Genomic DNA, 14,155 nt, shown 5'->3' with positions numbered 1-14,155 from the left:
AGGGCCGCGTCCACGGCGGTGGGCGGGGCCGTGGGCGGCGTGACCCCCGCCCCGGCCGCCGGTCGTCCGAGGACCGGCGCGGCGTGCGCGGAGGCTCCGTCCGCGGACGGTTCCGCGGCGTCCGGACCGGTGCGCGAGGGCGGCGCCCCCGCGGTCCCGTCCGCTCGATCGGCCCCGTCGGCCCCGGCTGCCCGGTCGGTCGCGGACGACCGCGCCGGTTCGCTCACGTCTGCGGGTGCGTCCGGCGTCTCGTGGTCCGCCTGACGGGCGCGGCCGTCGGGCGTGCCGGGTATGCCGGGTGCGTCGGGTGCGTCGGGTGCGTCCGGTACGCCGCTCATGACGTACGGGAACGGCGTGCGCAGGGCGTTCAGCGCGGCGAGCCCGGCGGTGTCGGCGGCGGTCCACAGGGCGATCAGCTCGGGCGGGGCGGCCAGGGACAGGTCGAGCCGGTCGCCCAGGCGCTCCGTCACCGCGTGCAGCATGCGGTCGCGGGCGGCGGGGGAGAGGCTGTCGAAGCCGCCGCGCAGTGCCGGCAGCCGGGCGAGGAAGCCCTCGTCGGTGAGGGTGTCGATGCGCTCCAGGAGCGGGTCGAGGGCCGCCGGGGCCGACTGGAGCAGGGGTCCGGCGGCACTGAGCAGTCCGGTGAGGAGGCGGGTCAGGCGATGGCGTTCCTCCGGGCCGGTGGCGGTGTCGATCCAGCCGGCGGCCCGGGTGCCGAGGGCGTCCGCGCCGTCGAGGTCGAGCAGGACCCTGGCCGCCAGGGCGGCGCCCTGGAGGAGCGGGGAGCCGGTGCGCGCGAGGGTGCCCAGGACGTCGTCCATCCGCAGTCCGAGGCGGTGTTCGCCGACCCGGCCCGCCAGGGCGACCAGCGCCGCGGCGTCCTGCGGCTGGTCGCTGCCGGCCAGCCCGGGAAGCGCCCGTACGGCGGCTTCGAGCAGGGTGACGGCCAGTTCGGCGGCCTGTTCGCGCCCGTCCGGCGTGGTGCCGGGCAGATGGCCCCGCCGCAGCGCCTCCAGCAGGTCGAGGGAGTCCAGCAGCTCCGGGAGGGTGGCGGCCGAGGGGAGTACGGCGGCTGCCTCGGCGAGGCGTTCGGCGACGAGCCCGGGGAGGTCGCAGCGTGCCGCGTCCCGCAGTCCGTCGAGGAGCCGCGCGCAGGTGATCCCGCCTTCCGCCGCCGCCCGGCGGTGGTTCTCGCGCAGGGTTCCGGCGGCTGCCTGGGCGGCGTCGACGCCGCGCACGCCCGCCAGGTCGAGCCGTGCGGGGACGGACGGGGTCCAGGCGAGCCGCCAGCGGGTGGTCAGCGCGGCCCCGTCTCCCGTTCCGGCCACCGCGACCGGTTCGCCGTAGCCCGCCCCGCACACCTGCAGGCGCTGGAGCAGGATCTCCCTCCTGCCGTCGAGCGGGGACCGCAGCGGGTCGAGCCGCAGTTCGCGGGGGCCGGGGTCGTCCGGGTGCGGCAGCCGCAGCGCGGCCAGCTCCGCCTCCACCGAGGGGCCCAGCCCCGATCGGGGTGTCCCGGGGGCGATACGGCCCCTGTCGGTCCCGACCAGCACCACTTCGAGGGCCCGCGCCAGGGCACGGCCCCGGCCGAGCGGCTCGCCCTGGCCCAGCACGGTGGTGACCGCCTCCAGCAGTTCCCCCCGTCCGGGCGCGGGCAGGCCGCGCAGCCGCGCGAGGTCGCACGCCAGCCGCAGGGTCTCGGCGGCCTCGCCCGTGCCCGCGGTGTGCCCGGCCGCGCGCAGCTCACGGCACAGGTCGGTGATCGCGCGGGCGGCGGCGTCGTGCAGCCGGCCGGGATCGGCGCCGGCCGTGAGCACGGCCTGCTGCCAGCGCGGGTCGCGGATGCCCGCGGGGTAGCCGGAACGCGAGTCCAGCAGGTCGAAGGCGTACGGGACCAGCGAGGTGACCGGTGCCGGGTGGGCGTCCCCGGCCGGCGACCCGCCGTAGACCGGGCCGGGTTCGACGGCGCGGGCCGCGCTCGCGTCGGCCTGGGGCGGGGCGGGGCGGACCGCGTCGGGCGCCGGGGTGGTGGTGTGGGCGTCCGGTCCGGTCGGTCCGGGTTCCGTCGCCTCCGGTGCCGCCGTTGGCGAGGGGTCCGCCGTCGTCGGCGGGCTCACCAGGGCAGGGGCGTGGAAGGCGCCGATCACCGCGGCGACCCGGCGGCCGCCGGCGGCGGCCCCGGCCAGCACGCGGCGCATGTGGGCCTCGCGGGCGAGGTCGCCTGCCGGGACCGCGCCGGAGGACGCCGAGTCCTGGCGCAGGGCCCAGCCGACGCCCAGGGCGGCGCGGCGTACCGCCTCGGGAGTGCACCCGGGGGCGAGCACCTCGACGGCCCGGTCCCACAGGTCGTCGCCGTCGCGGCCGGAGCCGGAGGCCGTGAGGGCGTCGGCGAAGGCGGTGGCGCCCCCGCCGCCCCCGCCGTCCCCGCCGTCCCCGCCGTCCGCACCGGCCTCTCCGCTGCCGCCGGGACCGCCACCGTCACCGTCCGGGCCGCAGCGGCCACCGTCACCGGAGTGCGCACCGGAGCCGGACGGGCCGTCGGCCCGGCCCGCGTCCTGCGACGGGTCCGCTCCCGCGGGCGCGGACCAGCCGGGGTCGGACAGCGGCAGGTCGCAGCAGAGCACCTGCGCGCCCCGCTCCCGCGCCCAGCGGATCGCGGCGAGTTCCGGCGAGAAGTCGGCGAACGGGTAGAAGGCGAGTCCCCCGTCCCGTCCGGCGCCTGCGAGGGCCACCGGCGCCAGGACGCGCGGGTCGGCGAGGTGGGGCAGCCAGGGCTGGAAGTCGGCGGGCAGTTCGACGCAGACCACCTCGGCGCCCGCGGCGTCGAGCAGGTCCGGTACGACGACGGCGAGCGCGGGGCTGTGATGGCGTACGCCGATGAGGTACGGGCTGACGGAGGCGGCGAGCCCGGCGACGGCCTCCCGGGGGTCGTCGTTCGTCAACGCAGGTTCTCCCGCAGGTCCCAGAGGCGGCGCCACATCGCGGAGCCGTCCTCGGCGCGGCGGCGGACGGGACCGTCCCAGTAGCCGAGCAGCCGCGCGTGGTCGGCGGGGTCGTCCTTGCGGACCACACCGAGGAGGTGCCCGGGGACCAGGTCGAGGATGTCTCCGGCGGGCAGGTAGGCGGCGGCCAGTCCGAGCGAGGCGGTGACCTGCACGGCCTCGGCGGTGGACATCACCGTGCCGGGCCGTTCGACGTCCCAGCCCTCCGCCGAGCGGCCGGAGCGCAGGTCGCGGAAGACGGTGACCAGCGCGTCCAGCACGGAGTCGTCCACGGCGAAGGCGGCGCCGGCCCGCTGCACGGCCGCGGTGGCCTGGCCGCGTACCAGGGCGGTCTCCGCGTCGGCGTCGGCGATCGGGTGGACGGTCTCGAAGTTGAAGCGCCGCTTGAGGGCGGCCGACATCTCAGAGACGCCCCGGTCGCGGAGGTTGGCGGTCGCGATGACGCTGAAACCGGCGGCGGCCGGCACCGACGCGTCCTGCGTGCCCGCGAGTTCGGGCACGCTCAGCCGCCGGTCGGACAGGATCGACACCAGCGCGTCCTGCACCTCGGGCAGACAGCGGGTGACCTCCTCGATCCGGGCCACCCGCCCCTCGCGCATGGCGGTGAGCACCGGGGAGGCGACGAGGGCCTGCGGGGTGGGGCCCTGGGCCAGGAGCAGGGCGTAGTTCCAGCCGTAGCGGAAGGCGTCCTCCGTCGTGCCCGCGGTGCCCTGCACGGTGAGGGCGCTGGTGCCGCAGACCGCGGCGGCCAGCAGCTCGGAGAGCATCGACTTGGCGGTGCCGGGCTCGCCGACCAGCAGCAGGCCGCGCTCACCGGCGAGGGTGACCACGCAGCGTTCCACCAGGGCGCGTTCGCCGACGAACTTGGGGGTGATCACCAGCCGCTCGGGCAGCGAGGCGTGCGGCTTCGGCAGGTGCAGGGTCTCGCCCGCGCTGCCGCAGACGAAGGTGACCACGGCGCGCGGGGTCAGCGCCCAGCGGGGCGGGCGCGGGCCGTCGTCGTGGGCGGCGAGGAAGGCGAGTTCGGTGGCGAAGCGCTCCTCGGCCGGCAGTGTCTGCCGGGCCGGAACGGCGTTCGCCTGATCCGTCAGGGTCATGGGGTTCCTTGTGCTCTACAGGTGCTCTACGAGTGTTCGACGGGTGCTCCGCGAGCGCTCTGGCGAGTGCTCCACGGGTGCTCTCTGCGTGCTCTACGAGTGCTCTACGCGTGGTCTACGGGGTGTGCGGTGCGCGGATCGCGGAGTCGCGTCACCGGGGGACGGGGCCGGGAGGGGTCGGTGTGCGGGAGGCGCCGGGGTGCGGGAGGTACCGGGGTGCCGCGGCGCGGGGTACGGAGGTGCCGAGGGGCCGGGGCGCGGCGCCGGGGAGTCCGCCGCCGCACCCCGTGGACCCCCGGGTTCAGCGGCGTCGGCCGCGCTTGACCTTGAGCTCCTGGAAGCGCGGGCCGTCGCCTTCCCCGATCCGCTGCCAGGCCCGGCGGTAGACGTCGGCGACGGGCTCGGTCGGCACGATCACACCGAGCGGCGCGTGCTCGGCGTCGGTCATGCCGTACAGCGGCAGCTTCCACTGCTCCAGCGGCAGTTGGGGGGACCGGGTGTCCACCCAGCCGCCGGGCAGGAACAGCGAACGCCCGGCACGCGCCCGGCCCGCCTCGATGACCAGGTCGGTGGCGGCCAGTTCGGCGCGGGCCGCCTTGAGCCGGGCGGTGCCGCCCCGGCGCGACGGCCAGCCGGACCACCGCGCGGTGTTGCGGTCGGTGGGGTCGGGCATCGCCAGCAGCATCAGGTACACCACGGCCGCGTCCTCGCCGATGCCGTACTCCTTCGCCACCTCGCCGACCAGGTCGGGCACCGACCGCGCGGGGTCCTGCGGCCACCACGTGCCCGCCTTGTCCCGCTCGCCCGCCAACGGGTCGCCGGGGTCGGCGAGCAGGGCCGCGAAGCCCGGGTCGTGGGCGGTGCGCAGCGCCGTCACCGCCGGGAACGGCCGCTGGTCGTGGGTGTGCAGGACGGCCAGGTACGGGTCGTGCCCGGCCGAGTCCAGCAGTGCCGTACGGATGGCGGGGGAGGGCTGGTCGTCCGCGGTGGCCATGACGACGGCGCCGTAGCGCTCGTAGCCCTCGGCGGTCTCGCTGGGGGCGCCGGCCACCTTGCGGAAGTCGGGCAGACCGACGTACTGGTCGAGGTCCAGCATCAGCCCGGGGTGGGCCAGCCGCCGGCGCACGGCGGTCAGGGCCGCGGGCAGCGCCGCCCGGACCGGGTCGCCGGCCGGGAGCCGGTGGGCGAGCCAGGCGGACAGGGTGACGGCGCTGAGCAGCGTGGCGGCGGTGAAGCCGGTGGCGCCCTGGTCGGCCGGGGCGACCCGGTCGCCGCTGACCTCCCAGTCCAGATCCCGGCTCAACCGCGGATCGGCGGCCGGGTCGAGCAGCGCGGGCAGGCAGTGGCTCGGCGCCCACGGGGTCCGCACCGCGCGGATCGCCTCCATGAGCAGTGCCTCGGGGACCGCGGCCCGCCTGCCCACCCGGGCGTTCCAGACCTCGGCGGCGGCGCCCGCGTCGGGACCGTCCGTCCACAGCCGGGCCGGTTCGGCGGGCAGCAGCGCCGCCACGACGGCACGCCGGACCTCGTGGTCGAGTTCGCGCAGTTCGTCCTTGGCCAGGGCGGCGTCGGCGACCTTCACCCCGATCACGCCGCGTGCCTCGGCCGGCAGGAACGACCGCTCCCAGGTGTCGATCCGCGGCATACCGGCCACGATCAGCCGGGCCGTCGTCCCGGTGACCCCGGTGAGCCGCGCGAACTCCTCGGCGGCCTCCGGGAACCAGGGCGCCGGACCGCGCGCGGCCAGCTCGGCCAGGAACGCGCCCAGCCAGCCCGCCTCCCGGGCCGTGCCGAACGGCGCCGAGGACACCACGGTGTAGGGCGCGGGAACCTCGAAGAGTCCGGCCGGGTCGTGGAAGAGCGCCGTGAATTCGCAGCTTCCGGTGTCCTGGCGGCTGTCCACGAAGGCCAGGAACGCGCCCGCGCCCAGGCCGAGCAGGGCCGCCGCGCCCGTGGGGCGCAGCCGGCCGTCGGCCGCCGTCAGCAGGCTGTGGTCGAGCCGCAGCTCGAAGCGGCGCCACCGGTCCGCCGCGAGGGCCGCCAGGCCCTGGGTGTCCAGCTCGCGCAGGATCTCCCCGAGCGTGTCCCGGTGCTCCTCTCCGGTGACGGCGGACGCCGCCCGGAACGCCGTCGTGGCGGGCAGGTCCACGAGGGACGTCCAGTACAGCCGCTCCCAGGGCAGTGCCGGCCCGTCGAGGTGCAGTCGGACCGCCGGGTCCGGCCCGGTGGTGTCCCGCAGCGCCTGACCGACGAAGTGCAGCTGCCGGAAGGCGTGGTCGGTGTGGTCGGTGTGGTACCAGGACCGGATGACGCCGAGCCCGGCGAGTGCCTCGTCGACCAGCTGGTCGGAGGGGCCGATCAGCCCCGCCTCCGGCTGCACGCCCGCCAGTTCGCCGTCGAGCCGCTCCGCCACCGCGTCCAGCGCGACCTGCTGGCGGGCCGCGAACCGCACCACCGCGGCGATGCCCGTCACCAGCGCGTCATGGCTGACCTGCGGCAGCAGCTCACGCACCAGCGCGGGCAGCGCCAGGGGATCCACCGCGGCGGCCTTGTCCGCCGCGTTGGCCTTCTCCCGCCTCGCCTCCTCGGCGGCGGACGCCAGCAGCGCCGCCGCGGTGTCGAGACCGAGCCCGCGCAGCGCCAGGGAGCCCTGCGGGTCGCGGGGGCGCAGGCAGTGCCAGTAGCGCAGCGGCGGCAGCACCAGGGTGCCCGCCGCGAACTCCCCGGGCCGGTTGTCGGTCTTGGCCTCGGCCGTGACGACGCCGTCCGGGTCGATGAGGCTGACGGCGTAGCTGCTCGGGACGACGGCCAGCGGCCGGTCGCTCCCGGGGAACAGCAGCGCGCGCTTCGGCAGTCCGGCGTCCGCCGCCACGGTGACGGTGTTCCCCGCCAGGTCCTCGCCGCGCAGCGAGCCGTCGGGCAGCGTCACCACGCGCCAGCCGAGCAGCCCGCCCACCGGGGTGCCGCCCGGACCGGCCTCGGCCGACGGCGCGGGCAGCACCCAGCCGGAGCGGAAGGTGCTCCCCGCCGGGGCGGTGCGGGTCGCGTCCGCGAGGAAGTCGGGCAGGCTCCGCCGGCCCTGTTCACCGGTGGCCGGGTCGTACTCGTACCAGCCGGCGGTGGCGCGGTCCTCCCCGTCCCAGCCCCACACCCACAGCGAGGTGCCGTCGCTGATCAGGGTCCGCTCGCCGGGCACGGCGCTGTCGCCGCGGTGCAGCACGCCGGTGCCGGTGGCCCGGCCCCCGCCGGGCAGCGGAAGGGTGACGTCGCCGAGGTCGCCGAGCCAGTTCACCCGGGTGCCCCGGGTGCCGGAGCCCTCGATCGGCCGCGGTCGGTCGGCGGAGTGCTGCCAGTAGCCGCGCAGTCCGCCGTTCGCGGCACGGGAGTTCCAGTAGACGAACAGTTCGCCGTCGACGTAGTGGCAGCCCGGCTCGCCGTACCGGTCGCCGGCCGGTATCCGCAGGTCGTGGGTGAGGACGGTGCCCTCGCTGCCGAGCACCCGGACCTGCGAGGCGCCCGAGGTGATCAGATGCGGCCAGGCGTCGGCGACCCCGAGGTCGTCGATGTCCTTCGCCGGTACGAGGGCGGCGGCGGCCTCCTCCCAGGCGGGCCAGGACAGTTCGTCGAAGAGGCCCGCCCGCAGCGTCCGGGCGAGGGCCGGCGCGAGGTCGGTCCCGGCGGCGGCGCGCGCCTCCTCCTCCGCGAGGGCCAGGGTCCCGCCCGGCAGCCACGACAACCATCCCATCGCGGCCGGCAGCTGCGGCAGGCCCACGGCGGAGAAGCGGGTGACGACCCCGCGCACCCACTCCGTCAGCATCGGGCGTCCGCCGGGGGAGGCGGCCAGTACCCGCAGGGCCCGCAGACCGTCCTGGTCGTTGCTGAACCGGTCGGCGCCCCGCCGGAACGCGGTCCTGAACCGGGCGTCGGCCTCCAGCGCGACGAGGTCACGCCGGTCCTCGTGCTTCGCCCACCGCTCCAGTTGCAGACAGGTGTTCTCGGCGGGGTCGGCGACCGGCACGCCCAGGGACAGCAGCAGGTCCAGCAGGTCCACATCGCTGTCCGTGACCGCCACCGTCCCGCCGGACGCGGCGAGTTCGGCGCGCAGCCGGCCGGCCATCCGCTCCACCAGCGTGTACAGCAGCGGCAGGGGCTCGCGCTGGTACCACCCGCTGCTGCGGAACTTCAGGAACCGCTCGAACCAGCCCGCGGCGCCGTCCGCCGGGCGCTCCTCCTCCGGCAGCGCGGCGTCGCACAGCCCGGCGGTGGCGCCGGACTTCTCCAGCAGCTCCAGCCACAGGCCCGGCAGCGCCCTGTCGTCGTTCGCGGGCATCATGTCCAGCAGCGTGCCGCGGATCGCGGGCTCCCGCCCGGCCAGCGCCGCCAGCGCCGGACCGTGCGCCTTCCACCAGCCGGCCGCGGCCCGCAGCGTGGCGGGCAGCGTGAGCAGTTCGGCCAGGTACGCCCCCTCCTCCGCCACCGGGTCCAGGTCCGCGGCCTTCGCCAGCTTGCGCAGGTCGGCCGCCATCGTCGCGGCAGGCTGGAGCCCGCCCGCCGTACGCCGTACGCACAGCCGCCGGAACCGGCTGAACGCCTCCGGCGCAGGCACCCGCGCGGCCAGTTCCTTCGCGTACCCCGACAGCACCTTCACCGGAAGCGCCCCGGCCAGGGCGAACTCCAGGAACACCGCGTCCAGCCGCTCCTCGTCGACCGTCAGCCCGTGCTCGGTCTCGGCCTTGCGCGCCCTGGTGAACATCTGCGCGGCGTACGTGGGGTTCTCCACCCCCAGGAACACCCGCCCCGCCTGCTCGTAGAACACCGGCAGGAAGTGCGGTACGGCGGCGGCGAGTTCCCCGGCGAGCACCAGCAGGGCGTCCAGCGCCGCCTTCGGCTTGGTCCTGGCCTGCCGCGCGATCCGGTCCAGCTCCGGTACGACGCCCAGGGCGTGGTGGCCGTCCGCCGGGTGGTGCACCAGCACCCACTCCGGGAAGCCCAGCGACTGCCGCAGACCGAGACCGACCTCGGCCGGTTCGCCGTCCGGCAGCAGGCCGAGGAAACCGGCGGCCAGGTCCTCGGCCGCGCCCAGTTCGGCGGCGACCAGCCGCACGACCACCCGGTCGTCCAGCCCCGGATGCCGGTACGCGCGCGCGGTCAGCGCCACCGCCCGCTCCCCGGCCTCCTCCGTGCCCGGCGGCAGCACCGCGCCGCTCGCCAGCAGTTCGGCGGCTTCCGACGAAACATTCCCCGTGTCACTCATGCGGTCCTGCCCTCCTCGACCGTGCGGCCGGCGTGCAGCGCCGCGGCCATGCGCATTCCCTCGGACCAGGCCACCGGGCCCACCTCGACGGCCCGCAACGTGCGTCCGTTCTCGTCGCTCCAGCTCAGCGCACCGGTCTCGGTGTCCCCGTCCCAGTAGGGCTCACCGATCCACACCGACGCCTCGACGCCGCGCCCGGCGTCCCGCACCCGGCAGGACGCGTAGCCGCCGGAGACCCGGTAGCCCAGCGCCGTGGCCCGCGCGGCCAGCGCGAACCGCGAGTCGTACGACCCGCCCGCGAACTCCCGTACCTCGGTGGCCTTCTCCGCGAGGCCCTCCGGCCTGAGCCAGGTGGCCCGGTGGATCTGCTCCACGCGCTGCGTCACCCCCAGCTCCGCCGCGAACTCGCGCAGGTCCTCCAGATCGGGCAGCAGCACCGGGTGCGGCAGTGTCACCGTCGCCGGCGACAGCCGGACCGTCTCGCCGTCGAGGTTCACCAGCCGCAGCTCACCGCCGTCCGTGGCGTCCCGCAGGAAGCCCGGCTCCTGCGGGTCCTCGCCGACGACCACCAGGTCCCGCAGCGCCGACTGCCACGCCTCGTCCGGCCACACCCGGGCCAGCAGCCCGGTGGGCACCGGCAACGACGAGACCATCCAGGTGTCCACCTGCGTCACGCACGCCGCGGCGTGCCGATCCAGCCATTCGGCCAGCCGGCGCAGCCGGTCGACCTCGGGGTGCTCGCGCACCGCCTTCGGCAGCGACTTCAACTGCCGCCCCGCCGCCCGCCCCGCGGTGGCCCGCGCGGCCACCCGGCCCTCCACCAGGGCGACTTCGTACCCGTCACCCGCTGACAGCCAACCCACTGGTCCCCACCCTCCGCCGTCCCCACGGCAGCACACTTGAACCGGACTGGTCCCGGTTTCGCCGTAGCGTGGCGTGAACGCTAGTACCAGCCACTGACATTCGGTCCTTCGGGTGCCGCGAGGGGACGCCTGCGCTGGTGGCGGACGTCCCCGCGGAAGGCCACCGGGCCCGTCGGCCGGGCCGGCGCTGCCGGCGATCACCCCGCGCCGCGAGGCGGCTCCGTGTCAGCGGCCCCGTCCGTCTCCGCGCTCGACGGCGCTGGATCGCCGCAGCCGGGGGCCTCGTGGTGCTGGGCGTCGACGGGCAGGAACGTCTCCTCGTACCCGTGCTGCACGGGCCTGTCCCGGAAGGGGCCGGTGCGGCCCGGCCTGCGGGCGGCCACGAGCAGGCCGGTGCGGCGGGCCAGGCCCGTGCGAGGGGTGGGGCGTCGGTGCCGGCGGGGGTCGGGTGGCGGACGCCTCGAAGACCCCGGTCGCGCACCGTGCCGCCCCGCCGCGCTCGCTCCTGGCGTCGCCGGTGATCAGCGGGACGCCGGGGCTCTCGGCGAGGGCCGCGCGGGACGAAGGGCCCAGGTGCCGGCCCCGCCCCCGAGTCGCCCCCCCGCCCCCAACCCCCGCCTCCCGCACAAGCGTTGACCCGCCCCCCGCGCCCCAGCAGAATGAGCGCGCATCCTGAGAGCGCTCTCAAAACGGTGAGGGAGACCCATGAACGGCATGACCGGCAGACAGAACCCGGCGTTCAGCCGCCGCACGCTCCTCGGCGCCGGGCTCGGTGCGGCTGTGCTCACCGCGACCGGCGCGGGAGTCGCCCGAGCGGGGACGGACTCCGCGCAGCGCCGGGCCACGGCCTTCGTCGCCGCCGCCATGGACGCCTACCCGGCCCAGGGCACCGTCCGGCTCGCCCAGAGCTACACCGACCAGGCGGGCCTGTTCAGCACCGCCTTCACCTACGACAACGGCCTCGCGATCCTCGCGCTGCTCGCCGTCGGCACGCCGGACGCGCGCGCCCGCGCCACGGCGCTCGGCGACGCCCTCCTCTACGCCCAGACGCACGACCCCGCCCATGACGACGGCCGGCTGCGGCAGGCGTACAACGTCGGCCCGTACACGTTCTACGACGGCTCGCTCCAGCCGGACGGGTTCGTGCGCGCCGACGGCAGCGCCAACGTCGGGACGCAGTTCGGCTTCACCGGGACCGCCGTCGGGGACATGGCCTGGGCCGGGATCGCGCTCGCCGACCTGGCCGCACGGACCGGGAAGCGCCGCTTCCGGGACGGTGCCGTGCGCATCGGGGAGTGGATCGAGCGCAACGCGCGGACCGACGAACCGCTCGGCGGGTACAAGTTCGGCGTCGACGGCGCCGGGACGAAGCTGCCCTTCACCTCCGTCGAGCACAACACCGACCTCGTCAGCCTCTTCGGGCGGCTCGCCCGGCTCACCGGGGACCGGGTCTGGTCGGCACGCCGCGCCCGTGCGCGGGCCTTCGTCGAGCGGATGTGGGAGCCGGACGGCGGCTTCTTCTACACCGGCTCCAACGACGGGGTGACCGTCAACACCTCGCCGATCCCCGAGGACGCCCAGACCTGGACCCTCCTCGCCCTCGACTCCCGCGCCCACGCCCGCTCGCTGGACTGGGCCGCGCGCGAGCTGGCCGTCCTCGACCACGCCGGGCGCACCAACAGCACGGTCCCGGCGGGGCAGTCGTACGAGGGTGTCACCTTCAGCTCCGTGAGCCTCCTCGCGAACGAGGACGCGCCCATCGCGGAGTCCCAGCCGAAGCCCGACCGCAACGGGGTCTGGTTCGAGGGGACGGCCCATCTCGCGCTCGCGCTGCGCAAGCGGCACGCGCGGGGCGACGAGACGCGGGCACGCCGGCTGATGGACTCCCTGGAACGGGCCCAGGACCAGCTCGGCGGCGGGCAGACGATCGGCGGCCGGGCGCTGCCGGGGCGGTCGGGCATCGTCTCGGCGAGCAGCCCGATCGACACCGGGTTCGGGTTCGGGTACTACCCGTACCGGCATGTGGGGGCCACGGCCTGGTACCTGATGGCGGCCGAGCGCTCCAATCCGCTGCGCGCCTGACGGCCCGGCGCACGGGCACCCGGCGGCGGCCCCCCACCCGGGGGCCGCCGCCGTGGCCCGTGCGGCCGGACGCCCCGCCGGTCACTTCGCGTCCGCGTAGCACCGCACCACCGCCGTGGTGAACGGGAACCTGACCGGTGTCTCACCGAACGTCAGCCGGCCGGCCAGCGCCGCCGCCTCCCCGATCGCCGCGACCACGGCCCCGGCCTCCTCCTGCGGACAGTGCACGATCACCTCGTCGTGCTGGAAGAAGACCAGTTCCGCCGCCAGGTCCGCGCAGGACCGGCGCAGCGCGGCGAGCAGCAGCAGCGCCCAGTCGGCGGCGCTGCCCTGGACGACGAAGTTGCGGGCGAAGCGGCCCCGGGCGCGGGCGTCGGTGGAGGCGTAGCCGGGCACCCACTCCGGCGGCCCGGCGCTCTCGGCCCGCTCGTCCGGCACGCCGTCGGGGGCCGGGATGCCCGCCTCCTCGGCGCTGTCGTCGCCCGCGCCCGCGGCGGGCGGGGACGTGCGCCCCAGCCAGGTCCGCACCAGCCGGCCCTCCTCACCGGCGCGCGCCGCGTCGTCGACGTAGGCCACGGCCCGCGGGAAGCGGCGGCGGAGCGCGGCGAGGTTCTTCAGCCCGTCCCCGGAGGTCTGGCCGTAGATGGCGCCCAGGACCGCGAGCTTGGCCTGGGCGCGGTCGCCGGAGAAGGCGCGGTCGGAGACGGACTGGTAGAGGTCGTCCGCCCGCCCGGCCACCTCCATCAGCCCCGGGTCCCGGGAGATCGCGGCGAGGACGCGCGGCTCCATCTGGTCGGCGTCGGCGACCACGAGCCGCCAGCCCGGGTCGGCGACCACCGCCCGCCGGATGACCTTGGGGATCTGGAGTCCGCCCCCGCCGTTGGTGACCCACCGTCCGGTGACCGTGCCGCCCGCGAGGAACTCCGGCCGGAACCGTCCGTCGCGCACCCAGTCCTGGAGCCACGACCAGCCGTGGGCGACCCAGATCCGGTACAGCTTCTTGTACTCGATCAAGGGCTCGACCGCCGGGTGGTCGACGGTCTCGATCTCCCAGCGCCGGGTGGAGCGGACCTTGACGCCGGCCCGCGCGAACGCCCTGATCACATCGGCGGGCAGATCGGGCCGCACCCGCCGCCCGAAGGCCGCCGACACCTCGTCGGCCAGCTCGGCCAGCCGCCGGGGCTCGCCGCCGCCCGCGTACCGCTCGCCGAGCAGTTCGCGAAGGACCCCGCGGTGCACCTCGGCGCTCCAGGGCAGCCCGGCGCGGTTCATCTCGGCGGCGACCAGCATCCCGGCCGACTCGGCGGCGGTCAGCAGCCGCATCCGCCCGGGGTGGGCGGTCCGCTCGTGCCGCCGCTGCTGGTCGGCGTGGACCTCGGCGAGGTCGGTGAGCGGCAGACGGACCGCCTGCGGCTCGAACAGCGGGGACTGCGAGCCGGGTTCGGCCGCCCGCTGGGGCGGATCGGGCGGTTCGGCCGCGCCGCGCAGCCGTGCGAGGGCGGCGGCGGCCGAACGCGGGCGGCCGTGCCGCCCCTCGTGGCCGAGGAGCAGGGTCTCGGCGTCCTCGACGTCGTAGCACCGCTCCACGCGCACCCCCGCGGCGAGCAGGCGGGGATAGATCTCGGCGGTGGAGCGCCACACCCAGCGCGCGGCCTCCGGCCGGGCGCGCACGGCCGCCGCCGGATCGGGCTCCCGGCGCACCGGGCCCGCGAGCAGCCCGTCCGGACCGAGGGGGGCGACCTCCACGCCACCGTCCTCGGCCGGAGCGAGCGCCCAGCGGTCGGCCATGCCGCGAGTGTGGCACCCGGGTCTGACATCGGCGCCGGCACGAGGGTGCCGGCGGCCGCGGCCTCACCC

General features: G+C 76.7%; 6 protein-coding genes. 1 reads left to right on the top strand and 5 read right to left on the bottom strand.

Features of this window, described 5'->3' with window-relative positions; all coding sequences use genetic code 11:
* The 4 genes from SZN_RS41645 to SZN_RS29780 form a co-directional block, all read right to left on the bottom strand.
* On the bottom strand, positions 1 to 2,942 hold a 2,942-nt coding region (locus SZN_RS41645; protein ID WP_007502285.1), incomplete at its 3' end, for a DUF5682 family protein.
* Positions 2,939 to 4,099: an ATP-binding protein gene (locus tag SZN_RS29790; protein WP_007502284.1), complete on the bottom strand. Its 1,161-nt coding sequence runs from the start codon at positions 4,097 to 4,099 to the stop codon at positions 2,939 to 2,941. The genes SZN_RS41645 and SZN_RS29790, both read right to left, overlap by 4 nt.
* A gap of 301 nt (positions 4,100 to 4,400) precedes the next feature.
* Positions 4,401 to 9,353: a hypothetical protein gene (locus SZN_RS29785; RefSeq protein WP_007502283.1), complete on the bottom strand. Its 4,953-nt coding sequence runs from the start codon at positions 9,351 to 9,353 to the stop codon at positions 4,401 to 4,403.
* Positions 9,350 to 10,216, bottom strand: a complete 867-nt coding sequence (locus SZN_RS29780) for a DUF4132 domain-containing protein (RefSeq protein ID WP_007502282.1) — start codon at positions 10,214 to 10,216, stop codon at positions 9,350 to 9,352. Before SZN_RS29780 ends, SZN_RS29785 begins: the two co-directional genes overlap by 4 nt.
* Before the next feature lie 705 nt (positions 10,217 to 10,921).
* Between SZN_RS29780 and SZN_RS29775 the strand changes: the two genes are divergently transcribed.
* Positions 10,922 to 12,298 carry a YyaL domain-containing protein gene (locus tag SZN_RS29775; protein WP_007502279.1) on the top strand — a complete coding sequence of 459 codons (1,377 nt, stop codon included), beginning with the start codon at positions 10,922 to 10,924 and terminating at the stop codon, positions 12,296 to 12,298.
* 81 nt (positions 12,299 to 12,379) lie between these two features.
* On the opposite strand, the gene SZN_RS29770 is transcribed toward SZN_RS29775, so the two are convergent.
* Positions 12,380 to 14,086 carry a bifunctional 3'-5' exonuclease/DNA polymerase gene (locus SZN_RS29770; RefSeq protein WP_007502277.1) on the bottom strand — a complete coding sequence of 569 codons (1,707 nt, stop codon included), beginning with the start codon at positions 14,084 to 14,086 and terminating at the stop codon, positions 12,380 to 12,382.
* Positions 14,087 to 14,155: the final 69 nt, after the last annotated feature.

This window comes from Streptomyces zinciresistens K42 (assembly GCF_000225525.1).
Lineage (GTDB): Bacteria > Actinomycetota > Actinomycetes > Streptomycetales > Streptomycetaceae > Streptomyces > Streptomyces zinciresistens.
Note: the sequence above shows the minus strand (reverse complement) of the source record. Positions and strands in the feature narration are given on the sequence as shown.